Annotated in this window: 24 protein-coding genes and 1 rRNA gene; 9 read left to right on the top strand and 16 right to left on the bottom strand. The window is 57.4% G+C overall.

What is annotated here, in order from left to right:
• The first annotated feature begins 230 nt into the window (after positions 1 to 230).
• Positions 231 to 731: a DUF1993 domain-containing protein gene (locus PG888_RS02885; protein ID WP_270692612.1), complete on the top strand. Its 501-nt coding sequence runs from the start codon at positions 231 to 233 to the stop codon at positions 729 to 731.
• Positions 732 to 832: 101 nt separating this feature from the next.
• On the opposite strand, the gene PG888_RS02880 is transcribed toward PG888_RS02885, so the two are convergent.
• From PG888_RS02880 to PG888_RS02855, 6 genes are all read right to left on the bottom strand, one after another.
• Positions 833 to 1,345 carry a cupin domain-containing protein gene (locus tag PG888_RS02880; RefSeq protein WP_270692611.1) on the bottom strand — a complete coding sequence of 171 codons (513 nt, stop codon included), beginning with the start codon at positions 1,343 to 1,345 and terminating at the stop codon, positions 833 to 835.
• 265 nt (positions 1,346 to 1,610) lie between these two features.
• Positions 1,611 to 2,276, bottom strand: a complete 666-nt coding sequence (locus tag PG888_RS02875) for a DUF3313 domain-containing protein (RefSeq protein WP_270692610.1) — start codon at positions 2,274 to 2,276, stop codon at positions 1,611 to 1,613.
• 387 nt (positions 2,277 to 2,663) lie between these two features.
• The gene (locus PG888_RS02870; RefSeq protein ID WP_270692609.1) at positions 2,664 to 3,794 is read right to left on the bottom strand and encodes an ABC transporter substrate-binding protein; all 1,131 of its coding nucleotides are present in this window, start codon (positions 3,792 to 3,794) and stop codon (positions 2,664 to 2,666) included.
• 57 nt (positions 3,795 to 3,851) lie between these two features.
• Positions 3,852 to 4,487: a LysE family translocator gene (locus PG888_RS02865; protein WP_182933267.1), complete on the bottom strand. Its 636-nt coding sequence runs from the start codon at positions 4,485 to 4,487 to the stop codon at positions 3,852 to 3,854.
• A gap of 40 nt (positions 4,488 to 4,527) precedes the next feature.
• A complete protein-coding gene (locus PG888_RS02860; RefSeq protein WP_270692608.1) occupies positions 4,528 to 5,349 on the bottom strand; it encodes a helix-turn-helix transcriptional regulator in 822 nt (273 codons plus the stop codon).
• A gap of 60 nt (positions 5,350 to 5,409) precedes the next feature.
• Positions 5,410 to 6,126: a substrate-binding periplasmic protein gene (locus PG888_RS02855; RefSeq protein WP_042057008.1), complete on the bottom strand. Its 717-nt coding sequence runs from the start codon at positions 6,124 to 6,126 to the stop codon at positions 5,410 to 5,412.
• Positions 6,127 to 6,476: 350 nt separating this feature from the next.
• Here PG888_RS02855 and PG888_RS02850 point away from each other — a divergent pair, with 350 nt between their 5' ends.
• Positions 6,477 to 6,950 (top strand): hypothetical protein, encoded by a 474-nt coding sequence (locus PG888_RS02850; protein WP_232254364.1) that lies wholly within the window; start codon positions 6,477 to 6,479, stop codon positions 6,948 to 6,950.
• Positions 6,951 to 6,998: 48 nt separating this feature from the next.
• Here PG888_RS02850 and PG888_RS02845 read toward each other — a convergent pair whose 3' ends face one another.
• The 7 genes from PG888_RS02845 to rfaD all read right to left on the bottom strand — a co-directional run bounded on the left by PG888_RS02845 (position 6,999) and on the right by rfaD (position 15,266).
• Positions 6,999 to 8,231, bottom strand: coding sequence for a 3-deoxy-D-manno-octulosonic acid transferase (locus PG888_RS02845; RefSeq protein WP_333563450.1), 1,233 nt, complete (start codon positions 8,229 to 8,231; stop codon positions 6,999 to 7,001).
• 136 nt (positions 8,232 to 8,367) lie between these two features.
• Complete coding sequence (locus PG888_RS02840; protein ID WP_199427806.1) at positions 8,368 to 9,465, bottom strand: glycosyltransferase family 9 protein; 1,098 nt, start codon at positions 9,463 to 9,465, stop codon at positions 8,368 to 8,370.
• A gap of 28 nt (positions 9,466 to 9,493) precedes the next feature.
• Complete coding sequence (locus PG888_RS02835) at positions 9,494 to 10,510, bottom strand: glycosyltransferase family 9 protein (RefSeq protein WP_199427807.1); 1,017 nt, start codon at positions 10,508 to 10,510, stop codon at positions 9,494 to 9,496.
• A 19-nt stretch (positions 10,511 to 10,529) separates the two neighbouring features.
• Positions 10,530 to 11,159, bottom strand: a complete 630-nt coding sequence (locus PG888_RS02830; protein ID WP_270692605.1) for a glycosyltransferase family 25 protein — start codon at positions 11,157 to 11,159, stop codon at positions 10,530 to 10,532.
• Between the two features lie 50 nt (positions 11,160 to 11,209).
• The gene (locus PG888_RS02825; RefSeq protein WP_270692604.1) at positions 11,210 to 12,427 is read right to left on the bottom strand and encodes an O-antigen ligase family protein; all 1,218 of its coding nucleotides are present in this window, start codon (positions 12,425 to 12,427) and stop codon (positions 11,210 to 11,212) included.
• 3 nt (positions 12,428 to 12,430) lie between these two features.
• Positions 12,431 to 14,191: a polysaccharide deacetylase family protein gene (locus tag PG888_RS02820; protein ID WP_270692602.1), complete on the bottom strand. Its 1,761-nt coding sequence runs from the start codon at positions 14,189 to 14,191 to the stop codon at positions 12,431 to 12,433.
• A gap of 118 nt (positions 14,192 to 14,309) precedes the next feature.
• Entirely contained in the window at positions 14,310 to 15,266 is a 957-nt protein-coding gene (gene rfaD / locus PG888_RS02815) for an ADP-glyceromanno-heptose 6-epimerase (RefSeq protein ID WP_005340846.1), read from the bottom strand.
• 158 nt (positions 15,267 to 15,424) lie between these two features.
• On the opposite strand from rfaD, the gene PG888_RS02810 reads away from it, so the two are divergent.
• From PG888_RS02810 to PG888_RS02790, 5 genes are all read left to right on the top strand, one after another.
• Entirely contained in the window at positions 15,425 to 16,069 is a 645-nt protein-coding gene (locus PG888_RS02810) for a TetR/AcrR family transcriptional regulator (RefSeq protein ID WP_270692601.1), read from the top strand.
• Positions 16,070 to 16,184: 115 nt separating this feature from the next.
• Positions 16,185 to 17,375: a glycine C-acetyltransferase gene (locus tag PG888_RS02805; protein ID WP_234601260.1), complete on the top strand. Its 1,191-nt coding sequence runs from the start codon at positions 16,185 to 16,187 to the stop codon at positions 17,373 to 17,375.
• Positions 17,376 to 17,430: 55 nt separating this feature from the next.
• Positions 17,431 to 18,459: an L-threonine 3-dehydrogenase gene (gene tdh / locus PG888_RS02800; RefSeq protein WP_139409626.1), complete on the top strand. Its 1,029-nt coding sequence runs from the start codon at positions 17,431 to 17,433 to the stop codon at positions 18,457 to 18,459.
• A 197-nt stretch (positions 18,460 to 18,656) separates the two neighbouring features.
• Positions 18,657 to 19,112, top strand: coding sequence for a c-type cytochrome (locus PG888_RS02795; RefSeq protein ID WP_162518200.1), 456 nt, complete (start codon positions 18,657 to 18,659; stop codon positions 19,110 to 19,112).
• 84 nt (positions 19,113 to 19,196) lie between these two features.
• Complete coding sequence (locus PG888_RS02790) at positions 19,197 to 21,473, top strand: putative bifunctional diguanylate cyclase/phosphodiesterase (protein ID WP_270692597.1); 2,277 nt, start codon at positions 19,197 to 19,199, stop codon at positions 21,471 to 21,473.
• Between the two features lie 2 nt (positions 21,474 to 21,475).
• Here PG888_RS02790 and rep read toward each other — a convergent pair whose 3' ends face one another.
• On the bottom strand, positions 21,476 to 23,488 hold the full coding sequence (gene rep, locus PG888_RS02785) for a DNA helicase Rep (protein ID WP_270692596.1): 2,013 nt from the start codon (positions 23,486 to 23,488) through the stop codon (positions 21,476 to 21,478).
• Between the two features lie 181 nt (positions 23,489 to 23,669).
• On the opposite strand from rep, the gene PG888_RS02780 reads away from it, so the two are divergent.
• The gene (locus PG888_RS02780) at positions 23,670 to 24,890 is read left to right on the top strand and encodes an aminotransferase class V-fold PLP-dependent enzyme (RefSeq protein ID WP_270692595.1); all 1,221 of its coding nucleotides are present in this window, start codon (positions 23,670 to 23,672) and stop codon (positions 24,888 to 24,890) included.
• A gap of 13 nt (positions 24,891 to 24,903) precedes the next feature.
• Entirely contained in the window at positions 24,904 to 25,338 is a 435-nt protein-coding gene (locus PG888_RS02775) for a SufE family protein (protein ID WP_270692594.1), read from the top strand.
• A 21-nt stretch (positions 25,339 to 25,359) separates the two neighbouring features.
• On the opposite strand, the gene tcdA is transcribed toward PG888_RS02775, so the two are convergent.
• Both tcdA and rrf read right to left on the bottom strand, forming a co-directional pair.
• A complete protein-coding gene (tcdA, locus tag PG888_RS02770) occupies positions 25,360 to 26,196 on the bottom strand; it encodes a tRNA cyclic N6-threonylcarbamoyladenosine(37) synthase TcdA (RefSeq protein ID WP_270692592.1) in 837 nt (278 codons plus the stop codon).
• Between the two features lie 194 nt (positions 26,197 to 26,390).
• Positions 26,391 to 26,505 (bottom strand): 5S ribosomal RNA (gene rrf, locus PG888_RS02765).
• Positions 26,506 to 26,685 lie beyond the last annotated feature (180 nt).

Here is a 26,685-nt window from a genome sequence, read left to right as displayed (position 1 = left end):
AAAGTGATTTATGTCACAGATCAAAAAAGGGGCGATAAGGGACTCGCAGGTTCAAAAAGCGAGCATGGCCGCTTGGCCAGCGGTTGTCGCGCGCAGTCGCCTCCCCTGCCCTTTTCGTCGTGGCGGGCTCGAACCCGGCAGCGGTTGGGGTATATTGGTGGCCGATTAGCCAGTCTCATTCACTGTGGCCGCGCCAGCGGGCCACTGTTTCAACAAGATGGAGAGTGCTCATGAATCGCGACATTACCGCCCAGTTTATCAAGATGCTGACCAACCTCGACCACTGTCTGGCCAAGGCCGAGGCCCATGCCGCGGCGAAGCAGTTCAACGTGGAGAACTTCTTCGGCGAGCGGCTGATCGTCGATATGTTGCCGCTGTCCAAGCAGGTGTTGATCTGCTGCGATTCGGCCCGCGCCGTGGTGGCCACCGCCAGCCACAGCGAGCTGCCGGTGCTGGGGGATGACCCTAAAACGATCGCGGATCTGCGCGCCCATATCGGCAAGACCATCAGCTATCTGCAGGGCAAGCTGGAGGCGGACTACAGCCAGTACGCCAGCGGTCGTTACGTGCCCCACTGGGCGGGCGGCAAGGGGATGGATGGCCATACCTGCGTCCATGAGTACGGCATTCCCAACTTCTACTTCCACCTCACCATGGCCTACGCCCTGCTGCGCCAAGCCGGGGTCGATCTCGGCAAGCGCGACTATCTGGGCGGGCTCAACCTGCAATAAGCGCCGCTCGCCACAGGCGGCAAACAGATAGCAAAAGCCTGCCACGCGGCAGGCTTTTTTATATCGGGTGGCGCTGGGCTGGTCTGCAGAAGAGCTGCGCCCTAGAAGGGGCCGTTGCTCTCGCGCAGCTTGTCGGGCAGGCCGTCATGATCCCCCAGCTCGCGCTCGGGCACGTCATCCCAGTGCAGCTTGCCGAGGGTGATGTTGCGCTCGGGGTGAACGGCGTAGTGGATGCGGTTGTCCTCCCGGTCCGTGTCGCCGATGCAGAGCAGCCGCACCGGCTCCTCGGTGTTGTTGATAAAGGCGTGGGCCAGCCCGTCACCGGCCTTGAAGCCGACCGAGTCGCCCGGTTGCAACCTATAGAGCACCCCATCGAGCCAGACATCCGGCGTCCCTTCCAGCACGTGAACGAACTCGTCTTCGGTCTCTTCGGCATGGGGCCAGCTGGTACGGTGGCCGGGCGCCACCAGCTCGTGGTGAATGCCGATTCGGCTAAAGCCAAAGTGCCTGCCCAGCGCGCTGCCGAGGGACATCCGCTCCTCGCTGCCGGGGTATGATCCCGGCTCCGCGTCTTGCAGCTCGCGCCAATGTTTGATGTTGGGGTGACGGGTCATAGTGGTTCCTTATGCTATGAGGATGCGGTCACGGAAGGGTCATCCTAACTGCCAAAATGCGGGGGAGAAAAGCAGAAATCGGCGGGCGGTTTCGCTGCGGATAGCGAAACGGCTGACTCGGCTGCGGGGCAATTCCCATCCTGCAAGGGCTGGCCGGTCATGCCAGCGCAGCGGTGCGGACAAAAATGCAGACAACAAAGAGGGAGCCGCTGGCTCCCTCTCTCGATCTGGTCGGCACCTGTTTTCGGATACCTATTTTCCACTCTTATTTACCAATATTGTCCGCCAGCTGTTTGGCACGATTGGCCGCCCACTGGTCGATCATCTTCTCCATCTCCCCAGCGGTGATAGGCGAATCCTTGTGGGTGGTGTCCGGACTCTCGCGGGCATCCATCACCCGCACCAGCAGCTTGCCGCTCTGGGAGTCGAGCAGTTGCGCCATGCTGCCCACCTTGAGCAGGTAGGGCTCCTTGCCGATCACTTCACGAGTGACGTTGATGGCGATCTTGGCGGGCAGCAAGTCACGCAGTTTGGGGTCGGGGCGGGTCAGGTCGAAGTTGGTGACGGCAGCCTGGACCCGCATGACCTTCGGGCCGGGGGCGGTGGCAATCTTGACACCGTGTTTGATCAGCTCGCGCTGGAAGGTGTCGTGGTAGTAGCGACCAATCTGGTTCTGGTCGTTGGCGGTCAGCAGATACCACTGGCCATTCTCCTGACGGATAAACTGCAGCGGATCGAGCAGCACCTCGTTATATTGGCGCAGGTCAACACCGGGCTCCTTGTAGACGCGCTGGTTGGGGTTGCTCTCGCTCGGCTGGAAGGCGCTGAAGGGAACAGTTTGCAGTGACTGCAAGCTGTAGGAGACCTGATTTTTGACGGCGCAGCCACCCAGAAGAACCGCAGCCACGGCAACCATCACGACCTTTTTCATATTTGCTCCTGCATTTTACTGTTTGTTTTTGCTGTGGATTTCGCACCACATGGCTGGAGATCCCGTGCTGGAAGCCGCCAATGTCACAGAGAAATAACCTATTCGCCACCTTCTCACAAGCGACAGATCAAGATTGTTCAGCTCACATCCAAGTTGTCACAATTGCGGCGCGTTTGTACAGGGTCGGCCAAGGTATGAGCGGCGATCCGGCGAGAGTTCGGTTGTTTAATCCTGCTAAATGAAGCTGTGGCAGGCGTTCTGTTTTGTCAAACGATGCAGGTCAGCAAGCGGCGGCGTTGAACGAGAAATGCCTCGGAACGTGCGATGACCGATCACCCGCCATCCTGCGCAACGGGTCTGCCGCCGGACAAGCGGCAGACCCACTCATCAGTTCTCGAGATCCCAGGGGCACTGCTTGACCAGCCCCTCTTTGCCGCTGGCGACGATCGCCTGCTGCACCATCCGTTTGTAGCGATTCTTGATATGGGCAGGCAGCGCGGGCACCAGCAGCCGCTCATCAAACTCCGGCAGCGGGCGATCCGGCAACACCGCCTGCTCCTGCGGGCTGAGGGGCGGACGGGAGCCGACATTGCTGGCCGAGATGGTGGGCGTGCCCACCAGCATCTGGCGTTGCAACGGGGCGCTCAGCAGAAAATCCACCAGCAGGTATGCGGCCTTGAGCCGTGCGGGATCATCGCCAACATGGCGGGCGATGGAGAGCGCATCGAGGGCATAGATGGCCCCCTCCTGCACCATGGCGATCCGCCACTGCTGGTCGTTCTGCTTGTTGCACTCCACCAGCTCCAACCCCCAGGTGGTGGCAAAGGTCTGCTGGCGCAGATCCTCACAGCGGTTGGCCTGATTGAACCAGAAGCCACGGCTGGCTTGCAGCCGCTGCGAGAGCTGCTGTTCCACCTCTTGCTGCAAGGTCTTGTCGGCCAGCATCTCGCCGCTGGCAAACAGGGCGGGCGACTTGCCAAGGGAGAGCAGCACCGAAAACAGCAGCGGTTCGAACTGGTCGCAGAACTCGGCAAACTGGCCCGACGGCGGGCTGCTGGCGAGCACCTGCCAACTGGTGGGCGCTTGCGGCACCTGTTTGCTGTCGTAGGCGAGGCTGAACATGGCGTAGGAGAAGGGCACCGAGTAGTTGCGCTCCCCCTGCTTGTCATACTCGGTGTTCTTGAGGGCGGGCTTCACCTCGGCGTAGTGCTGCAGGCGACTGAAATCGATGGGGAGCAGCAACTTGAACAGCGGCTGGTGATGGGCCTTGTAGAAGTAGCTGGTCGGCAGCACCACATCGGCGCTGCGGGTGCGCAGGGCGCGGTAGACGCTGTCGAAATCGGTCAGCAGCGGCTCGATCCGGCTGACCGTCGCCTCCACCCCATGGGCTTTGGCGTAGTCGGCAAACTGTTGTTCATAACCCGCTGGCAGATAGCCCCACTCCAGCAATTTGAGCTGAACCGGGGCCGCCAGCGCCGGGGCCATCCCCAACAACCAGCAAAGAGGCAGTAGACGCATGGCCGGACACTCCTGACAGGTAAACCTTGATGGAGTATAGGCCCCTGCGCCGACTCGTCAGGCCACCAGCTCGGCGCCCATGCTCGCCAGAATGGAGAGGCTGACCACCGCAAACAACACACCGGTCACCAGATTGAGCGGCCGCTGCACCCGCAGCAGCAGGCGCTGGGCACGATCGGTGGAGAGGCTCCACGCCAGCAGCCCGAACCAGCAGAGGGAGATGATAAAGAGCTCGCCCACCAGCAGGCCGCGGGTCACCCCATCCACCTGTGGCGTCACCATGGCGGCCAGCAGACCGATAAAGAACACCAGCGCCTTGGGGTTGAGCAGATTAGTGGCGATACCGGCACGCACGCCCCTGCCCCAGCCGCGCAGCTCGTTGGCGGCATTGGCCATCACGGTGCTGCTCTGCTGGCGAGCTGCCATCAAGGCACCCCACCCCAACCAGCCCAGATAGAGAGCGCCGCAGCACTTGATCACCATAAACAGCAGCGGGTGACTGGCGATCAGCATGCTGATCCCGGTCAGGCTGAAGGTGGCGTGCACCATGATCGCCAGCGAGATGCCCAGCGCCGCGCCAAGGGCGGTTGGCCGGTGCAGGCTGGTGCGCAGGATCAGGGCGAAATCGGGGCCGGGGCTGGCCAGTGCAATCAGGTGCATCAGGCCGAGGGTAACGAACAGACTGGTCAGCATAACAACTCTCGCTTTAACGACGGAGAGTCAGCATGGCGGATCAGCGGGGGGCGCGGCTTGTAAAAGATTGCATCTGGGCACGAAATTCGGCGGGCGTCAGACCGAATGCCTGGCGAAAGCCGTGGTGGAAGTGACTCTGATCGAAGAAGCCGACCGCCAGCGCCACCTCGCTCACCGCCATGCCGCTCGCCAGCAGCCGCTTACCATGCTCCAGCCGCAGCCGTTTCAGCCAGGCGTAGGGAGTCATGCCGCTGCGTTTCTTGAACTGGCGCAGGAAGGCGAAGCGATCGAGCCCGAGCAGCCCCGCCAGCTCTTCCAGCGAGTGGGGCTCATCGAGGGCGGCCATCAGGTAGTCGCGCAAAAATCTAAGCTGGGGATCGGCCAGCGGGTGTACCTCGGGGGCCAGATGCAGCAGCTCCCCCAGCAGGGCGAGCAGCTGGCTCTCGATCAGCAAGCCATCGGCCTTGGGGTTGTCGAGATAGCCGTGCAACTGGGCGAAGCCCTGATAAAGGTCGGGGCGGCTCTGTAATCCCTTGTCGAAGAAGGGTTCCGCCTGCTCCGGCAGCCAGAGCGCCAGCTGCTGCGGATCGATAGCGAAGACCCGTACCTCGTACCCTTCCGGCAGCAGGCTGAGGCCGTCGTGCACCTCATCCGGGTTGACGGTAGAGAGCACCCCGCGCACCAGATGGTGACTGTTTCCCTTGTGGATAAACTTCTGGCCACCCCGCTGCACCAGCCCGATATGGTAGTCGAGATGGACATGGCGGCCGTAGCTGAACGCCCTGTGGTGGGAGTGTGACAGCTCCACCCCCGGCAGGTGCGGGGATTGCCAGTAGCGGATGAGGGAATCGGTGGTATTCATGGGTTATAGATACACCAGAAGCGGGCGTTGGACTTGTAGATTATTGCACGCAACCCCCTCTCAACGCCCCCACAGCCGCGGGGTCGACTCCACCAGTGAGGCCAGCGGCACCCGCTCCACCACCTGACGCATGTGCTGCACCAGCTCGGGATTGCCATCCCCCAGCGACTTGGTCAGCACGATATGTACCTCGAGCGGAGTGACCGGCAGGTAGATGAGGCGGGTCGCCGCAGAGAGCCGGGCGCGAAAATGGTTGGCGGAGATATCGTTGGAGAAGAGCGCTGCATCGATGCGCCCGCGCAGCAACTTCTGCATGTTGCCATGCTCCCAGCTGAGCTGGGAGAGGGTGTCGATATGGATCTGCGGATGCTGCAACAGCGGCGGCACGATCGCCTGACTCGACCAGCCGATGGTGGTGCCGTAGAGATCTTCCTGCCGCTCGACCGAGTGAAGTCGCGATGGCACCAGTACCACCAGCACCGGCCGCAGCAGCAACAGGTGGGGGTCGATATAGCGAAAGTGGCGAGCCCGCTCGGGGCTGTAACTCAGCAGCGGGGTCAGCTCGCACTCGCCGCTCTCGAGGTTGCTCAGCAGCCGCGCCACATTGAGCCCCTGCCACTCGATGGTGCGCCCGATCGCGGGTTCGATATGACGGCGAAAGTAGTCGATCACCGGCCCGGAGACCTTGCCCTGCTGATCGATGGTGACCAGCGGCGCCAGCTGGAAGACGCATCCCCGCAGTGGCGCGTTGACCGCCACGGCTTGGCTGATGGTCATAAAAGGGAGAAGAAGTGCCGATAGCAGTAATACCAAACGCATACCCGAACGAGAGATGCCCATAAGTGCCGACCCGATGCCCCGATAGCCATCAGCATGGCACAAGGCAAAGGGGTGGGCTATCTGCTCCCGCCGTTCTGTGGCCCCTGTTTCCCCCAATTTCCACCGATATCAACCAGACTCACTATTGTTAATGAAATCAACAATCTCATTGTTTTGCTTGGCTTTTTCTCATTGGATATATTGCCACCTCAATTCATCCACTCCGCTTGGCCGGTATCTTTATGAGAGTGTTACTGATTGCTTTGTCTTTTTTTGCTGCAACTGCCAGCGCCAATGAAAAACCACCCGTGCCTTACTATGACTGGGGCGGTTGTCCGTTTGAAGGGTGCACCTATCAGCAATGGACCACCAAACAGGAGGTGGTCGCCAGAGCCGAGCCTTCGCTGACCGCCAAAACCCTGTTCAAGGTACCACGCGGCCAGAATGTAGAGGGACTGACCGGTGTGGTCATCGTCGAGAAGCCGGGGATAGTCAAGGTTCTGAAACCGGTCACGCTCGGTTATAACGACAAGGGTGAAGGCCCGCTGCTCAAGCTGAAGGCGGGCGAACAGCTGTATACGCTGGCCAGCCTCGGGGAAGGGGCGATGCAGTTCTGGTACAAGGGAAAGACCTACACCCTGGACTATGACTACGAGCGCAACCAGATCAAATATGGTGCTACGCCGAAGAGCCAGTGGTGGGTGAAGATCAGGGACAGGCAGGGACGTGAAGGCTGGGTTGCCGAAGCCAAAAACTTCGCCCATATGGATCGTTTCGAATAGTGAACGATTGCCAGCGCCCTCACAGCGAGGGCGCTGGCAGGCCAGGGGTTACAGCTTGGGTTGCAGCTTCATCTCCTGCAGATACTCCAGCACCTGGGTTTTGTAGTCCGCCTGATAGGAGAACTTGGTGCTGTCGCACGCCGCAATCAGGTTCACTGCGGTGCAGAACAGGGTCGCAGCCAGCAGCCCCTTGCCAACCCACTGTGGATAGCGACGGCTCCAGCGCACCAGCAACAGCAGCATCGGGAACAGAGCATAGGGGAAGATTAGCATCAGGTGCCAGTAGTTGAAGATGATGGGCGACAGCGCCGCACTCACCAGCACCGCCAGCACGGCCGCCAGCGCATAGAGGCCGAGCCAGCTCTCGCCATTCACCTCGGCACGATCACTGCGCAGCAGGCGTGGCTTGAGTTCACGCCACAGTTGCCAGTTGGCCTTGGCCGCCAGCAACACGGTCGCCGCGCCCACCCCGTAGATCACCACCCGCCACAGCCAGACTGCCGCCAGCTGCAGATATTCGTGCCCCGCCAGCCAGATGAACTGGGTGTCGTTGACCAGCTTGCTGGCAAACAGCCAGGAGCCGTAGCGCAGCCAGTAGATCACCGATTTCAGCACCGGATAGACGTGTACCAGCCCCCAGCCGATATAGCGCTGCCGCGCCTCGGGATCGACGTTCTGGGTGATGTGGCTATTGCTCATCACTTCCATGGCATAAGGGATCAGGGATGCACCGATCAACAGGGCGGCCACCACCACCCCGCTCCAGCTCACCTTGAGAATGCGGCGCCAGAAGAAGTAGGTGGACATCACCGCCAGCAGCGGCCAGGAGTAGTGCAACTGCATCGCCATGCCGATGGCCAGCAGATGAACGATCATGTGCCAGAAGGAGGCCCGCTCGCGCATATGCCAGGCCGACCAGCAGTGCATAGCCGAGAAGAGGAACAGATAGGAGGGGTTGTAGAGCAGGCTCTCGTACTGGAACCAGGGGTTGAGCCAGCAGAGCACCAGAAACAGCAACCGCACCACATTGCTATTCAATACATTGCCATTCAATACACGGTCATCAAACACCTGGCGGATCACCGCATCAAACAGCAGGAAACCGACCAACCGCATAACCAGCAGCAGCAGCATGGGCGCGTAAGGTGAATCCCACAGCAGCAGTGGCCCGCCAATCAGCCAGGCCGACAAGCTGCCCGGCACATTGCCCACCGCACTCGCCGCATTGCCATAGCTAAGCCAGACTCCCTCATAAGCCCCCAGGTAGCCCTTGTGAAGCATCTGGGTCTGGTCGCCGGTGAGCAGTTGCTGCTGGAAGAAAAGCAGGGAAATCAGCACTCCCCCGATTAACCCCAAGTAAAATAACCCGTCAGACCCACGCCACTTGTTTACATTGTTCAATCCCTTTGCTCCCTTCTTATATCGTGCTTTCTTTATTCACCGAGACTATCCATCTGGAGAAGGTCTGCTCGAATTCGTTCATATCCAGCGAATTGATATCCTGGCTGACCAGCGACTTGGAAAACAACGTCATCGCATCCTGAGTGTTGGGGTGCCACTCCGCGTAGTTTTCGCCTCCCCCACCCAGATCCGGGTTATAGAGCCCCAGGATCGGCAAGGCCAGCCCCGCCGCAATATGTACGGTGGCGGTATCAACCGACACCAGACCAACCGAGTGACGCAGCTGGGTAAAGAGTCCGCCAAGCGAGGGGATCTCTGGCGACAGCAGAACCCGAGCAGGCTCGCTGGCTTTCTCGCGCAATGTGGCAACTTCCTGCTCCATTCCGGGCGGAAACAGCAGGCAGAGAGTTTGCGGACAATGGATCAGCATCAGCTCCAGCATGCGGGCAATCATATCCGGCCGCAGACGGCGGGCACCGCCACTGCCATACGGGTTAAACGCGATCACCTGCTGCGTGGCAGGCCACCATGCTGCCAGATTTTGCTCCCACTCGGGACTATGAGGGATCACATATCGGGTATCGGGATCGTGAATCCCCATGCTGTCCAGCAGCACCGCAAACTTGTCGGCGAAGTGACGACCTGCAGTGCGCTCGCCAAGCTTGATATCAATGGAAGCCAGCTCATCATCCATGCCCGCAATGTGGCAGGCATCGACCTGATTCAAAAAGTAGATATCTTTCATCTTCAGTGACTTGCCAAGATGGACCAGATATCCGACCCGGCCAAGAGAGTGTGCCAACCGCTTGAGCTCGCCATAGCCTGGCCGTTTGGGCACTTCAATCACACGATCGGCCCCCAGATGGTCACGAAATAGCGGAGCCATGGCACTGGTCGTCACGACCCACACTTCCCGTGCGGGCTGGGCCCGACGGATTTCCCGTGCTACCCAGGAAGAGACGATGGCATCACCCAGCTTGGCATCCCAACGAAGCAGCACCACCTTGCCACTGCCATCGTCAGCTGGGCGACTGCGCGCCCGGTCAAACAACCAGCGACCCAACCGGCGACGCAATACATCGCGCGCCAGTTGCAGCTCATTAATCAGCCCCATGGAGACCTCGGAATGCAAACAAAGGGGATCAGGATACCAGCATGCTGTCGAGGGCGGCAGTCACTTCGGCCACCTTCAGGGTAGAGAGGCTATCTCCTGGGGCTCTCACCAGCTGATGGGAACCATAAAGCGGAATAAATGCATCACGCCATGGCTCGCTGTTCATCAAGATCAGGGTGGGAACCTCGTAGGAAGCTGCGATGTGGATGATCGAGGTATCGGTGGATAACACGGCGCAGGCATCGCGGATCAGAGTCGCCGAATCCAGAATGGAATCGGGATAGATGGCGGTGAGATCCGGCCTGGCAACAGCTAGAGGCTCGCGACTAAACAGCAGATAGCGAAGATTGTCGTGAGCAGGCAGGGCCCGCAACAGCTCACCTTGCAGCTCACGACCCATGGTATTGCCACGCTGGCTCCCGGCCAGATTGACGATCACATAACGCCCAAAACTGCGGGTCTCATAATCGGGATTGCAAGGACAGGGTATGTTGGTTGCGAAGGTTTTCCCCTCAACAATCGCCAGCATCCTGTTGACGAAGTGAGGCTCGCCAGCGGCGGCCACTTCACGAGCTCTCAGCCGGAAATCGGGCAGCAATTTCTGCTGATTGTCACTCTTGTGCCGAAGCGGAAGAGAGACCAGACGGCCATTGGCAACAAACAGCATCTTGGCCATAGCGAGCTCGTCCGGCTCATCAAAAAGATTGATCACCAAATCAAACTGTCGTGCCTTCAATGCTCGCAACTGACGCCAACCATCGGCATCCCACAGACGGTCATTCAGCGTGATCGGGTGACAGGCCAAGACACCATCCACCTTTCGAGCTAACTCCAGATTACGTGGGCTGCAGAGCAGCTCGATCGTGGCATCGGGATAGCGCCGTTTGAGGGCATCCAGTGCAGGCAAAGACAGCACAAAGTCGCCGATAGCATCAAAACAAACCACTAGTAAAGAGCGGATAATCTTATCAGGTCGAACAGGTGCCGATTGCGCAGCAATCAAACGACGAGCAAAATGGAATTTGAGGATCTTCTTTAGATTCATAATAACTCAATCCTGGCAGTCACTCTTTGTCACATTTTTGCTCAAGATAATGGCCATAGGCTCTGTCTTCTATGGTCGTTTTAACAAGATCTACATCTATACACGATGGCTCAACACCTGATGCATTTAAATTATTAAGTTGTAATCTGCCCAGAAGGTAGTCTGCCGGCATTCGAATGGGATAAGCCACTTTAAGTAGTTTTTTAGCACCATTTAATGTCAAAATGTATCCTACAGCCCCCATAATCCCTCTTTTGGAATTTTTTGAAGGCTTCCTATATTTGTGAAGTCGATATCCGTGAGCCAAATTAGAATAAAAAGGCCACTTTTTTGCTTTCCCGTGATAAAGATATACCAAGTCATGATTAGATGTATTCAATAAAACGCTTACAATTTCTTTAAAGTTCATATGAATATGTGCATCATCTTCAAGAATAAGCATTCTTTCAATATTTTCATTTACTTGTTTTTCATATAGTTTTATGTGGCTCAGTGCACACGCTATCTCAGAGACACTAAGATTATGGCCACAGTATCGTTTCGCCAAATCAAGATCAGCTAATTCACGCTCTTGTTTGGTCAATTTTTTTGCATCGACCGCATCAAAAAATGAAAATGATATTTTATAGTGTTCCATCAACCATTTCATATTTTCTCTGCGTTCTAAAGAACGTTCTAAACTTATCACGTATACAGGTATCATAATTCATTCTCATATTTTGAGTTTAAGTTTTCACTCAACCACAAGTATATTAATCCAAGCGAAAAAACATACAGGACATTTTGTTGCTCAAATGGGACATCACTTAAACCATAAATAGCAAAAGTGAATGGGTATAGTGCGGCGATAGATAAAAATCCATTTTTCTTTATCGCCCTCAAGAATGGCAACCCCAAAAAACACAATAATGCAATAAGCCCAATGAAACCTCTAATAACCAAATTTTGCATATATTGGTTATGTGTGTGAGCAAGAGGATGCTCTAATATAACACTAGACATTTCCCCTGATTTTACTTGGCGTACTTTTAGAGAATCAAACCCATTGGTCCCAACACCTAGTAATGGATGATCTAAAAAACCTTTCCAAGCACCCTCCCAAGCAATCATCCTTAAACCCCATGATGTAGCAAATTGGCCTTTTTGAGCACTATTTATATCATAAGTTGCAGAATTAAATCGCTCTTGCAATATAGGACTATTCTGGTAAAAAATCATCATGACAACAATCGCAAAAACACCAACAAAAGAGTATTTAATAGGTTTTTGAAAATATTTTTTTAGGGCGAATAGTACAGTTAAAATCAATAATGCCAACCATACTCCTCGACTCTGTGAGAGATACAAACTATATAACAATGCACCAATAGAAAGTAAAGATATTGAAGCTATAAAAGCCGAGTCTTTTCTGTTGTTTTTTAAAACAAAAGCATTCAATAGAACAAAAGCAAATGCTGCTTGCGAGAATAAAATCGCATTGGTAAAACCATCAACTCTATATATTCCCTGGCTTTGCTGCCAAAAGCTCAAAACTCCAAATCCAATTCCTCCAACTATGAGGGAGTATTGACAGATATGCACAACAATATTTTTCCTAGGTATTAACAATCCAAACGCTGCAACATAAATTAAATTTCTAGCAACACCATATTGGTCACCATGAACAAAGCGATTTAAAATAACAAACAAAGCATAGCCTAAAAAAACAAACAGTAATCTACGGTCAACAAGACCAATCGCTCGCTTGCCTCCGATAAAAAAATTTAATAAACCGATGGCTATTGAAATTACTAATAAATTAGAAAGTATTGTCTTACCATTAGGTAACAAGAAAAGCCCACAAAATGTAAATGCCAAGGTCGAGGAAAACATTGTCGTGGTCAGACGGTCAAACCAGATCTGTAGGGATGAAGGCATAGATTACTTCCTGAATACATAATTTCCACGGATTTTTCGCCACAGCCCGAACACATCTGTGCGGGGGAAGATGGCGATCCGACGAATCTGGAAAAGGTCCTGGTGCATCGCTTTGGGGCCGCTATTGGTAGCGACGGCAAAACGATACCCAGCGGCGATAGCCTGCTCCTTGGCATTCTCGTTCATATCTCCGTAAGGGTAGGCAAACGAGAGCAGCGGATGGCCAAGCAGGGCCTCCAGTTGGCGTTTATTCTCCTGAATTTCATGGGCTTGTTGCTCGGCAGTGAGCTGACTCAAGCGGGGATGGGTCAGGGTATGACCCCCAATCTCTACATGACCGCTGGCGGCCAGCGCCTTGACCTGCTCGCCACTCATCAATGACACCTTGGTATCCGGATTGGTCGGATGCTCCACATCCCAACGGTTATAGCCTTCACCGGTGACCACGTACACCACAGCTTTGTAACCATATTTTTCCAGCAGCGGCAGCATGCGGGTCAGGTTGTCCTGATAGCCGTCATCGGCGGTGATCATCAGGTACTTCTTGCCGTATTGCAGACGGTGGATAAAGCCTTTGTCCGCCAAATCACGGAACGTCAGGGTTTCATAGCCGAGCCACTTCATCAGGCGCAGATGCTTCTCGAACATGGCGATCGGCATCCAGGTGCCGTGCACCCCTTTCTCGCTATCCTGCTCGATAAAGCGGTGGTACATGATGACCGGCATCTCGCGGCGCAGGGTTTCCACCACCGCATCTTGATAGATGGACTCCAGCCCGGAGACGACACCCTGCAAGCCGTACTCGTCCTGAATGCGCTGACGAATGGTCTCCGGCACCGTTTTACTGGCCAAGGCAGATGCAATCTCTGCCTTCAGCGCAGCAAAATCGATAGCCAGATCCTTGGGACCAATATCACCAAAGTTGCTGGCCAGCGCCTCGTCCAGATTCTGTTCAGTCACCAGCCCGATGGCCTTGGCCTCGCCGATGGCAAACGCCGGACGACCGCACAACAGGGCTTCCATCGCCACCCGACCGGCGCCGATCACCAGATCGCTACCCGCCAGCAGCGCGGGCACATCGTCGACATAGCCAACAAACTCGGCGCGCCCTTCGAAACGGGCAAAGCGCTCCGGCACCTTGGTACCACTGACAATCCGTACCTTGCATGCATCGAGATCGAGCACTTCGTCGAGCAAGCGGTAACAAAGCTCCCCTTTGGGGCCGCTCAGGCGCCCGATGATGGCAATCACCGGTTTGGCATTGTCCGGCGCAGGCACAGGCTGGAATTTGTCGGTTTCGATACCGTTACGCAACACCTGCACGATCGCAGGATCGACCCCCAGATTGTCGACAATCTGATGGGCGATATCCTCACAAACGGCAACCGCCCGATAGCCGAGTGCATGGAACGCTTTGCGAGAAGCGTGCACCGGCTGGCGCCCATGCACCGTGGTGATCATCGGGGTACCGGTCAGCTTGCAGGCGACATAGCTGCTCCAGCCGGAGGCGCGGGAGTGAGCGTGTACCAACTGGATATGATGCTTCTTGATGAGATAGATGAGGTAAAAGACGTGCCAGAAGCGGCGCAGAATGCTGCGCTTGTTGAATCTCAGCTTGAAGACGGGGCCAAGCGTCGGTTTGGTCAGGGTATCTGAAACGTAAAAAACGTTGTGACCACGCCGGGTCAGTTCGTTACCGACCGTGGTGGCATAGACCTCGGCGCCCGTGACTTCGAGCTGGGAGAGTGCCATCAATATATTCATTGCGCGGTTACCCGGTAGAGAAGAGAGGAACGGCAAGCAGTCACAGACGCCAGAAACCGGAAGCAGGCGAGTACCCACTTCCGGTTTTGCGCTCAAACTGCCGCGTTGTGCTCACCCGTTAGCGGTTGAGCCAGGCCATGTAATCCGCGACCCCTTCGGCAACGGTTTTGAACTCGGCGTCATAACCCACGCTGCGCAGCTTGGTCATGTCAGCCTGGGTGAAGCTCTGGTAGCGGCCCTTGAGGTGATCCGGGAAGGGAATGTACTCGATGGCACCCTTCTGATGATGCTTGATCACCGCCTCGGCCACGTTCTGGAACGGCTCGGCACGGCCGGTACCGCAGTTGAAGATGCCGGAGTGCTGCGGGTTCTGCCAGAACCAGAGGTTTACCTTGCAGACATCGTCGATATAGATGAAGTCACGCATCTGACCACCGTTCGGGAAGCCGTCGCAACCTTCGAACAGCTTGGGATTCTCGCCCTTCTTCACCTGAGTATTGAGGTGGAAGGCAACGGAAGCCATGGAGCCTTTGTGCTGCTCGCGCGGGCCGTAGACGTTGAAGTACTTCAGGCCGACAACCTGAGAGTTGATCTCCGGCATCCAGCGGCGCACGTACTGGTCAAACAGCTGCTTGGAGTAGCCGTAGACGTTGAGCGGCTGTTCGAACTTGGGATCTTCGATGAAGTTGTCGTTGCGGCCACCGTAGGTCGCGGCAGAAGAGGCGTAAATGAACGGGATTTCACGCTCGATACAGTAGTGGAACAGATCCTTGGAGTACTCGTAGTTGACCTCCATGATGAACTTGCCGTTCCACTCGGTGGTCGCAGAGCAGGCACCTTCGTGGAAGATCACCTCGATGCCGTTGTCCCACTCTTCAAACTCGTCACCGGAGACGATCCGAGCCTGAAACTCGTCTTTGTCCATGTAGTCAGCGATGGTCAGATCGACCAGATTGACGAACTTGGTGCCGTCGGTCAGGTCATCGATGACCACGATATCGGTCCGTCCTTGAGCGTTCAGCTGCTTGACCAGATTGCTGCCGATAAAGCCAGCACCGCCAGTTACTACGATCATGGAGTTTGCCTCTCGTACGTTGATGGCTACATGTGACTGCTTGTTAAAGCTGTGTATAGTGAGCCAATTTGAAATTGCCGAAAAGTTTATCACGGGCCGCCCGGGGATTCGACCTTGTTCAAAACTGCCCCGAGCGGAACCTGTTGGAGGAATGAGTGATGAAAACCAGAGACAGGATCATTCACAGCGCGACCGAGCTGTTCAACGATCAGGGTGAACGCAACATCACCACCAACCATATTGCGGCGCACATGGGCATCAGCCCGGGCAACCTCTACTACCACTTCCGCAATAAAGAAGACATCATCCACTCCATCTTCGACCAGTATGCCCGCCACCTGAGCGAGAGCTTCGTCCCGACCCGCAACCGTGAAATCACCCTGCAGGATCTGATGGGCTATCTCGATGCCATCTTCTATCTGATGTGGCAGTTCCGCTTCTTCTACGCCAATCTGCCGGACATCCTGAGCCGTGACGAACCGCTGCAACAGAAGTACCTCAAGGCCCAGGAGCAGATGCGCTCCTCCGTGGTCGCGCTGCTCAGAAGCCTGCGCGAAGGGGGCATCATCGATGTCAGCGATGAAGACCTGCCGGATCTGGGCCAGACCATCAAGATGGTGGTGACCTGCTGGATCCCGTTCCAGATTGCCCAGGCCCCCAACACCCGCATCACCAAACCGCTGCTCTATCAGGGTGTGTTGAAGGTGCTGTTTCTGCTGCGCCCCTATGTGCAATCCCAGGTGGCCGGACAGATCAAGCAGCTGGAGCAACACTACCGCCAGCTGGCCCAACCAGTTGGGTGAGATCTGTTTCACATTTGTTGAATGTCAGCACAATCATTTGAATTTACCGCAACAGATTGCAGTAAAATGTTGCCCTCTGTTGATACGCAGCTGAAATAGCCAATAAGGATCGAGGATGTCTAACGGATTCTATCGTCACCTGACCGAGCAACTGAACCAGGTGCAAGCTGAAGGGTTGTACAAGCAGGAGCGCATCATCACCTCCGCCCAGCAGGCCAGCATCGCCGTCGGCGGTGAGCAGGTACTGAACTTCTGTGCCAACAACTATCTGGGGCTGGCCAACCACCCGGATCTGATTGCCGCCGCCCATCAGGGACTCGACAGCCACGGCTTCGGCATGGCCTCGGTGCGCTTCATCTGTGGCACCCAGGACCAGCACAAAGCGCTGGAGCAGAAGATGTCCGGCTTCCTCGGCACCGAGGACACCATCCTCTACTCCTCCTGCTTCGATGCCAATGGCGGCCTGTTCGAGACCCTTTTCGGCGCCGAAGATGCCATCATCTCCGATGCCCTCAACCACGCCTCCATCATCGACGGCGTGCGGCTGTGCAAGGCCAAGCGCTATCGTTACGCCAACAACGACATGGCCGAACTGGAAGCCCAGCTGAAACAGGCGGATGCCGATGGCGCCCGTTTCAAGCTGATCGCCACCGACGGCGTCTTCTCCATGGATGGCGTCATCGCCGACCTCAAATCCATCTGCGATCTGGCGGACAAATACGATGCACTGGTGATGGTGGATGACTCCCACGCCGTCGGCTTTATCGGTGAAAACGGCCGCGGTACCCACGAATATTGTGGCGTGCTGGATCGGGTCGACATCATCACCGGCACCCTGGGCAAGGCGCTTGGCGGCGCATCCGGTGGCTATACCTCCGGCAAGAAAGAGGTGATCGACTGGCTGCGTCAGCGCTCCCGCCCTTACCTCTTCTCCAACTCGCTGGCCCCCTCCATCGTTGCCGCCACCATCAAGGTGATCGACATGCTGGCCGAGGGTCACGACCTGCGCGCCCGCCTGAAAGAGAACAGCCAATACTTTCGCGAGCGGATGAGCGCCGCCGGCTTCACTCTGGCGGGTGCCGACCACGCCATCATTCCGGTGATGCTGGGGGATGCCAAGCTGGCCTCCGAAATGGCGAGCCGCATGCTGGCTGCCGGCATCTATGTGGTGGGCTTCTCCTTCCCAGTCGTGCCCAAGGGTCAGGCTCGCATCCGCACCCAGATGTCTGCCGCCCACACCCGCGAGCAGCTGGACAAGGCCATTGACGCCTTTATCCGCATCGGCCGTGAACTCGGCGTTATCTGATTTGAATCAAGGGGCTGCAGCCCCTTTTTTCTGCATTCATATTGAAGGAACAGCCATGAAAGCACTCTCCAAACTGCACAAAGAGGTCGGCATCTGGATGACGGATGTGCCGGCCCCCGAGCTCGGCCACAACGACCTGCTGATCAAGATCCGCAAAACCGCCATCTGCGGCACCGATATCCATATCTACAACTGGGACGAGTGGTCCCAGAAGACCATTCCGGTACCCATGGTGGTCGGCCACGAATATGTGGGGGAAGTAGTCGCCATCGGTCAGGAGGTGCGCGGCTTCGCCATCGGCGATCGGGTCTCCGGCGAAGGGCACATTACCTGCGGTCACTGCCGCAACTGCCGCGCCGGGCGCACTCATCTGTGCCGCAACACCATTGGCGTTGGCGTCAACCGTCCGGGCGCCTTTGCCGAGTATCTGGTGATCCCCGCGTTCAACGCCTTCAAGCTGCCGGACAACATCCCGGATGAGCTGGCTGCCATCTTCGACCCGTTCGGCAATGCGGTACACACCGCCCTCTCCTTCGATCTGGTGGGTGAGGATGTGCTCATCACCGGGGCGGGCCCCATCGGCATCATGGCTGCCGCCGTCTGCCGTCACGTGGGTGCGCGCCACGTGGTGATCACCGACGTCAACGAATACCGGCTGGAGCTGGCCCGCAAGATGGGCGCCACCCGCGCGGTCAACGTCAGCAAAGAGAAGCTGGCCGACGTGATGAGCGAGCTGGGCATGACCGAAGGGTTCGACGTGGGGCTGGAGATGTCCGGCGTCCCGAGCGCCTTCCAGGAGATGCTCGACAAGATGAACCACGGCGGCAAGATAGCCATGCTCGGCATCCCCCCCTCCACCATGGCCATCGACTGGAACAAGGTGATCTTCAAGGGGCTGTTTATCAAAGGGATCTATGGCCGCGAGATGTTCGAGACCTGGTACAAGATGGCCAGCCTGATCCAGTCCGGGCTGGATCTCTCCCCCATCATTACCCACAGATTCCACATCGACGACTTCCAGCAGGGGTTCGATGCGATGCGCTCCGGCCACTCCGGCAAGGTGATCCTGAGCTGGGACAAATAACCCATTTCACCCCTTGGTTACCTGAAACCCGGCGAATGCCGGGTTTCTTTTTATCTCCACCGCCTGAATTGCCGTGATATCGCCCAAAACTTTGTACGCAGAGTGTTTAACACTTCACACACAAGCGTTTAAATGGCCGTAACTATTCGGTTATAATCCCGTCGTTTACATGGATAATAAAAGACTGCTGGGAGTATATGAGCGTGTTGAAAAAACTGAGCTATTTGCTGGCTGTCGGGATGACGGCCGCCAGCTTGTCTGGGGCAGTGCTTGCTGCCGATGATATGTCGCCGGAAGCCATTGCCGAGCGGATCAAACCAATCGGTCAGGTCTATACCGCCAAGGATCTGGAAGGTATTGCCGGCGCGGGTGCCGCACCTGCTGCGACCGCCTCTTCCGGCCCCCGCGATGGTGAGACGGTGTTCAAGGGCGCCTGCTTTGCCTGTCATGATACCGGTGCCGCCGGTGCCCCCAAACGGGGTGACAAGGCGGCCTGGGAGCCTCGCATCGCCCAGGGTATTGATACTCTCAAGAAACATGCCATTGAAGGCTTCACCGGCAAGTCCGGCATGATGCCTCCGCGCGGCACGTGTGCGAACTGTAGTGATGAAGAGATTGAAAACGCCATCCACTACATGATCGACAAGCTGTAAGTATTTGAAAGGGCCGCAATTGCGGCCCTTTCAATCTCTCGGCTTCCGACTACTCTTGTAAGGTAGACATATCGGGAGTTGCTCATGTCGCCCCAAGCTATCGAACCCCACTACTCAACTCCTCTGTTGGCGTTGGTCTCTGCCATTATGGACTTTCCGGCGCCACAATCGGCCACGTCTGACGATTACGACGCCCTGATCCGGCAGATTGACCAACTCTGCCCGCTGCAACACTTCGGCATGCTGGGCCTCGCCGATACCGGCCTGAACTGGCTTTACGCCTACAAGATAAGCGACATCTTCAAGCAGCAACTGGGGCGGGAGCAGTCCCGCATCACCGATCAGCTCACCCAGCTGGATGAGGCCGAAGGGTGGTGCGTCTTTCCCATCGAGCATGGTCAGGTACAGTGGCTGCTGGCTCGTGGCACACCCACCGATCTACCGACCCTGCGCCTGCTGCTGGAGTGTCTGGCCAAGCGGCTGACCGAAACCCAGGCGGGCTCCCATCTCACCGAGCTGCCTTCGCCGCTGATCCGCAAAGACCCGAACTGGAAAAAGAAAATCGAGAGCATCAGCCGCATCATGCGGCTGGCCAATACCCTGCCGGGTCAGGCGCTGTTTTCCCAGCTGGAGGCGGTACTGCGCCAAATGCTCGCCATCGAGGACATGCTACTGGTCAGGCTAACCAGCCAGAAGCTGGAAAAGATCTACCCCGCCAATCCTCATCAGGGGGACGAGTTCATCAGCGGGTTGTGCCACAGCACCAGCAATATCGAGGTGAACAGGGAGTCTCGCTACTGGCACAGCATGCCGCTGCGGCTGCAGCAACAGTACTTCGCCCACTTCATCATCAGCACGACCCAGCCGCTGGAAACTGACGACAAGCTGTTCCTCGACTTCCTGCGCGGCCAGCTAACCCTGCTGCTGGAGCTGAGACGGATCCGCCAGCAGCTCAACGACATCAATACCGAAGACTCCATCAATCAGCGGCTGCAACAGCTGCGCCAGACCAACCTCAGACTACAAAAGCAGCTCAAGCAGCATCAGGAGTTGGAACGGCGGTTGCAATTCGATGCGCTCCACGACCCGCTGACCCAGCTGCCCAACCGCGCCCTGTTGATGAACCACCTCAACCACGCCATGACCCACTACAACCGCTACAAATCGCCGGGATTTGCGGTGATCTTCATCGATGTGGATCACTTCAAGCAGATCAACGACACCCTGGGCCACAGCGCGGGAGATCAACTGCTCAAGGAGGTGAGCCGCCGCCTACAGACCTGCATCCGGCAAAATGATCTGGTGGCCAGACTGGGCGGCGACGAGTTTGTCATCTATCTGGACAGCAGCAAGAGCGACGATGACATCAGCCCGGTGCTCAACCGCATTATCAGCCGCCTCTCCTACCCGTTCCGGCTGCTCGGCAACGAGCTGAGCATTACCATCAGCCTTGGGGTATCGAGCGTCTCGGAGCAGACCACCGATATCAGCCAGCTGCTCCATCAGGCCGATCTAGCCATGTATCAGGCCAAACGCAATGGCCGCAGTCGTATCGTCAGCTACTCGGAAGATTGCATCAACCAGAACTGGAACTCGCCTGAAGAGATGCTGGCCAGAGCCTTGCGGGAAGGGCGTATCGTCCCCTATTTCCAGCCGGTGATCCGGCTGCAGGATAGCCGCCTGACTGGGCTGGAGGTGATGGCGCGCTGGCTGACCGAGGAGGGTATTCTCAAGGATGCGTTCGACTTTATTCCGCTGGCAGAGCAGTGCGGCCTGATTCTGGAGCTGGATTACCAGATCCTGCGTCACACCTGTCAGCAACTGAAGAACTGGCTGCCAATCTCCGGGCAGAGCAAGTTCAAGGTCGCCATCAATCTGTCGGGCAAGCATCTGGTCAACCATGACCACATCATGCGGCTGATGGGGATCATCGAGGAAGAGGGCGTTGCCCCGGGTTATCTGATCTTTGAATTCAACGAGCGGGAGCTGTCGCGGCAAGATTCCGATGCGCTGGCATCCCTGCATGACCTGAGGGCCAAGGGTATCCAGATCAGCCTCGATGATTTCGGCACCGGCTTCTCCTCCCTCAACGCCCTGTTCCACTTCCCGGTGGATTACATCAAGGTGGATGACAGCTTTACCCAGCGGATGCTGCAATCACCCAAAGATTTGGCGCTGATCCGCGCCATGCGGGATATCTGTCAGGATCTCGATTACACCCTGATAGTGGAGGGGATCGAGAACCAGCTGCAGTTGCAGAAGCTCATCGATATCGGCTGCCAGATGGGGCAAGGGCGCTATATCTCTCCGCCGATGCCGGGAGCTGACATAGTGCCGCTGCTTACCCCGGCCAATCCGTAGCATTAATCCTTCTTGAACAGCGCCCGCAGGTTGGCAACGCCGACCTGCCCCTTCTGCTGGCGCTCCTCGGCGGTCACCTTCCTCTGGTTTTCCCACTCCAGATCGTCCTGCGGCAGCTCCAGCAGGAAGCGGCTCGGCTCGGGCCGTACCGACTCGCCAAACTGACGCCGCTCCTTGCAGAGGGTAAAGGTCAGCTCGGTCTGGGCCCGGGTGATGCCCACGTAGGCGAGACGCCGCTCCTCCTCCACGTTGTCCTCGTCAATGCTGGTCTGGTGGGGCAGCAAGCCCTCCTCCATCCCCACCATGTAGACATAGGGGAACTCCAGCCCCTTTGAGGCGTGCAGGGTCATCAGCTGCACCTGATCGGCATCATCCTCCCCCTCGTTGCGCTCCATCATGTCGCGCAGGGTGAGGCGAGTGACCACCTGAGCCAGCGTCATCGACTCTTCCAGCTCATCCCCTTCCAACATCTCGGTGATCCAGCGATAGAGGGTGGAGACGTTCTGCATCCGCATTTCGGCCGCTTTCGGGCTGGGGGAGGTCTCGTAGAGCCACTCTTCGTAGTGGATCTCCTTGATCATGTCCCGCACCGCCTCCACCGGATTGCCACGCAACGCCTGATCGCCAAGGCGAACCAGCCAGTTGGTGAATGCCTGCAGGGCCACAAGGCCACGGCCGGAGAGGTGCTGCTCCAGCCCCAGCTCGAAGCTGGCGGCAAACAGGCTCTTGCCGCGCTGATTGGCATACTGACCCAATTTTTCGAGGGTGGTGGGGCCGATCTCGCGACGCGGCAAGTTGACTACCCGCAGGAACGCAGTGTCCTCGTCCGGGTTCACCAGCAACTTGAGATAGGCCATGATGTCCTTGATCTCGGTGCGGGAGAAAAACGAGGTGCCGCCCGAGATACGATAGGGGATGCGGTTGGTCATCAGCGCCTTTTCGAAGATGCGCGACTGATGGTTGCCCCGATAGAGGATGGCGTAATCCTTGAACCGGGTGCGGTTCATAAACTTGTGGCCCATCATCTCGGCGGCGATCCGCTCCGCTTCGTGCTCCTCGTTCTTGGCAAACAGCACCTTGAGCTTCACCCCCTCATCCAGCTCGGAGAAGAGCGCCTTGTCATAGACGTGCGGGTTGTTGGCGATCAGGATGTTGGCGCACTTGAGGATCCGCCGCTTGGATCGGTAGTTCTGCTCCAGCTTGATGAGCCGCAGATTGGGAAAATCTTCGTTCAGCAACACCAGATTCTGCGGTTTGGCGCCGCGCCAGGAGTAGATGGACTGGTCATCATCCCCCACCACGGTAAAGCGGGCGCGCTCCCCGACGATCTGCTTCACCAGCTCGTACTGGCTGGTGTTGGTGTCCTGATACTCATCGACCAGCAGGTAACGGATCTTGTTCTGCCAGCGCTCGCGCACCTCCTGATTGCTCTTGAGCAGCAAGGTGGGCATCACGATGAGGTCGTCAAAATCCAGCGCGTTATAGGCCACCATCTGGCGGTGATAACGCTCGTAGAGCTGGGCCATCAGCACCTCTTCCGGCCCGCGGGCGATGCGCATGGCGCGGGCAGGCAGGATGAGATCGTTCTTCCAGTTGGAGATCTGGCTGATAAGGGCCGAGAGCTTGTCCTTGTCGTTGTCGAGCTCGTCTTCGGTGAGCTCCTTGAGCAGCGCCAGCTGATCGGTGTCGTCGAACAGGGAGAAGTTCGCCTTGAGATTAAGGCTCTTGTGCTCACGACGAATAATATCGAGACCCAGGGTATGGAAGGTGGAGACCATCAGCCCCCGCGCCTCCTTGCGGCCCAAAGTCTGGCCGACCCGCTCCTTCATCTCCCGCGCCGCCTTGTTGGTAAAGGTGACAGCAGCGATGTTGCGCGCACTGTAGCCGCACTGCTGCACCAGATAGGCAATCTTGTTGGTGATGACGCGGGTCTTGCCCGATCCGGCACCCGCCAGCACCAGGCAAGGGCCGGAGACATACTTGACCGCTTCGTTCTGATTGGGGTTGAGCTTCATGGGCCGGATCTCTTGGCTTATGATGAGGGGCGGCATTGTACCAGAAATCACCCGACGAGCCGTACCTGCTGCACAGCAAGCAACCGCCCATCGGGCTTATCGCGCCTTGTGTTCGGGCGCTATTTTCAGGATCATGACCGACCTTTCGAGATGATGACTTTTTCCAGATGATGAGGGGAGCATGAATCAGCAACAGTACGACCAACTGCGCAGCCAGTTTCCGGCCTTGGCGCAGGAGGTGAACGGCCACCCTCTGGTCTATCTGGACAACGCCGCCACCACCCAGAAGCCGCAAGCGGTGCTGGATGCCATCGCTCACTACTATCGGGCCGACAACGCCAACGTGCACCGCGCCGCCCACGCCCTGAGCGGCCGTGCGACCCGCGCCTTCGAAGCTGCCCGCGAAACGGTCGCCCGCTTTATCAATGCGCCCCGCAGCCACGAAGTTATCTGGACCCGCGGCACCACAGAAGCGATCAATCTGGTGGCCCAGAGCTGGGGAATGAGCGAGCTCAGGGCGGGGGACGAAATCATCCTTAGCACGCTGGAGCATCACGCCAACATCGTTCCTTGGCAGCTGGTCGCCCAGCGCACCGGCGCGGTGATCCGGGTTATCCCGCTCGATGAGCGGGGCGATCTCGATCTGACCGCCTATCACGCCATGCTGGGGCCACGCACCCGGCTGGTGAGCGTGGCCCACGTCTCCAATGCCCTTGGTACCGTCAATCCGATCGCCCGCATGGTAGCTGCCGCCAAAACGGTTGGCGCCGTGACGCTGATCGACGGCGCCCAGGCGGTGGCTCATCTCGAGGTGGATGTGCAGGCCATCGGCTGCGACTTCTACGCCTTCTCCGGCCATAAGCTCTATGGCCCGACCGGCATCGGCGTGTTGTGGGGCCGCACCGAGCTATTGGAGCGGATGCCGCCCTGGCAAGCCGGTGGCGAGATGATCGATCGGGTCAGTTTCAGCGGCACCACCTTCAATACCCTGCCCTTCAAGTTCGAGGCGGGTACCCCCCATATTGCTGGCGCTATCGGCCTCGCCGCCGCTATCGACTTTGTGATGGCGCAAGATCGGCAATGGCTCGCCCAGCATGAGCAGAGCCTGACAGACTATCTGGTCGCAGGCCTGCAACAAGTGCCGGGGCTGCGTCTGATCGGCGAACCCGGCCAACGCGCCGGTGCTGTCTCCTTCCTGCTCGACGACATCCACCCGCAAGATGCCGCCACCCTGCTCGATATGCAGGGGATCGCCTTGCGAGTCGGCCATCACTGCGCCATGCCACTGATGGAATCGCTCGGGATCGGCGGCACCATGCGCGCCTCGCTGGCCTGCTACAACAATCGGGATGATGTCGACGCCCTGCTGGCCGCCCTGCACAAACTCAGTGACTTTTTCTAAGGCAGACAACCGAATGAGTGATCTCGCAAGCTATACCCGGATTGGCCTTGAGCCCAATGCCGACCGCATCCGCCAGCAGTTTGCCGCAGCTCTCGGCTGGGAGAACCAGTACCGGCTCATCATCCAGCTCGGCAAGCTATTACCCGTACTACCAGGCGAATGGCAGCAGGAGGCATTCCGTCTCAAGGGATGTGAAAGCCAGGCGTGGCTGAAGGGAGAAAAAAGCGAGGATGGCTGCTGGCACTTTGCCTGTGATTCCGATGCTCGCATCGTACGGGGCCTTATCGTCATCGTGCTGGCCGCGCTCAACCACCAATCGTCTGCGGCGATCCAGGCTTTTGATATGGAAGGATATTTCAGCGAACTGGGGCTTGAGAAACACTTGAGCCCGTCACGAGGTAACGGGCTCAGAGCGATCGTGCAGGCGATCCGGGGGCGGGTTGTCTAACCCGCTTTGTGCAGAGGTCGATTACGCTTCGCCAATCGATCCAGCTTCTTCATTCCCGGCCTCTTTCTCGGCGCGGGCTCCCCGCTCGGCAATCTTCTTCAATACCCGGGACGCGGCAACCAGCCCAAAGGTTGCCGTCACCGGCGTTACGGCGCCAAAGCCGGAGGCGCAATCCATCTTCATGGTGCCATCGCTGGCCGCCTTGGCCTGACAAGTGCCACCATTACCATCCGGATAACTCAGCTGCTCGGTTGAGAAGACACACTCCACCCCGAACTTGCGCGCCGGATTCTTGCTGAAGTTGTGCAACCGGCGCAGGTCAGAGCGCACCTTGGCGGCCAACGGATCCTGAATAGTCTTGGCCAGATCGGCCACGGTGATTTGGGTCGGATCCATCTGCCCGCCAGCACCACCCGCCACAATCACCGGGATCTTGTTGCGCTTGCAGAAGGCAATCAGTGCCACCTTGGCCTTGACCGAATCGATGGCATCCACCACATAGTCAAACTCTCGCTTGATATGCTCGGCCAGATTGTCGGCAGTGACGAAATCATCTACCTCGATCACTTCGCAATCCGGGTTGATGGCGCGAATGCGCTCGGCCATCACCTCGGTCTTGAGGCGACCAACCGTCCCCTGCATGGCGTGGATCTGGCGATTGGTGTTGGTGATGCAGATATCGTCCATGTCGATCAGGGTGATCTGATTGATACCGGCACGGGCCAGCGCCTCCGCCGCCCAGGAGCCCACGCCACCGATCCCCACAACACAGACTTTCGCTTGGCTAAAGGAACGCAGGGCGTTCTGACCATAAAGACGGGCAATGCCCCCGAATCGCTGTAGATATTCTGCTTTCATACCACCACCTTGCTTGAGGGCGGCCATTATAACGACAACCAACGCCAGCGGCGATGGCAGAACCGGAGAAAATCGAGGAGGAAAAACAGGGAAAACGGCAGAGAAGAGGAAACAAAAGGTCAATAATCAGGCGACTTTCTGAATTGCAGGCAATAAAAAACCCCGCTCATCGAGCGGGGTTTCTTGGATTGGGTGCCTGGCAGTGTCCTACTCTCGCATGGCGAATGCCACACTACCATCGGCGCTACCGCGTTTCACTTCTGAGTTCGGCATGGGATCAGGTGGTTCCACGGCGCTATGGCCGCCAGGCAAATTCTTAATCTAGAAAGCTGACGTGAATAACGATTTGCCTATTGGCTTGTCGCTATCACTGAATTAGGTAGTAGTTCTTGGGGTCTGTTACAAGTCTCAGAACACTTCTTGGGTGTTGTATGGTTAAGCCTCACGGGTAATTAGTATGGGTTAGCTCAACACGTCGCCGCGCTTACA

The organism is Aeromonas sp. QDB23 (assembly GCF_027707745.1).
GTDB classification, from domain to species: Bacteria; Pseudomonadota; Gammaproteobacteria; order Enterobacterales; family Aeromonadaceae; genus Aeromonas; species Aeromonas allosaccharophila.
Note: the sequence above shows the minus strand (reverse complement) of the source record. Positions and strands in the feature narration are given on the sequence as shown.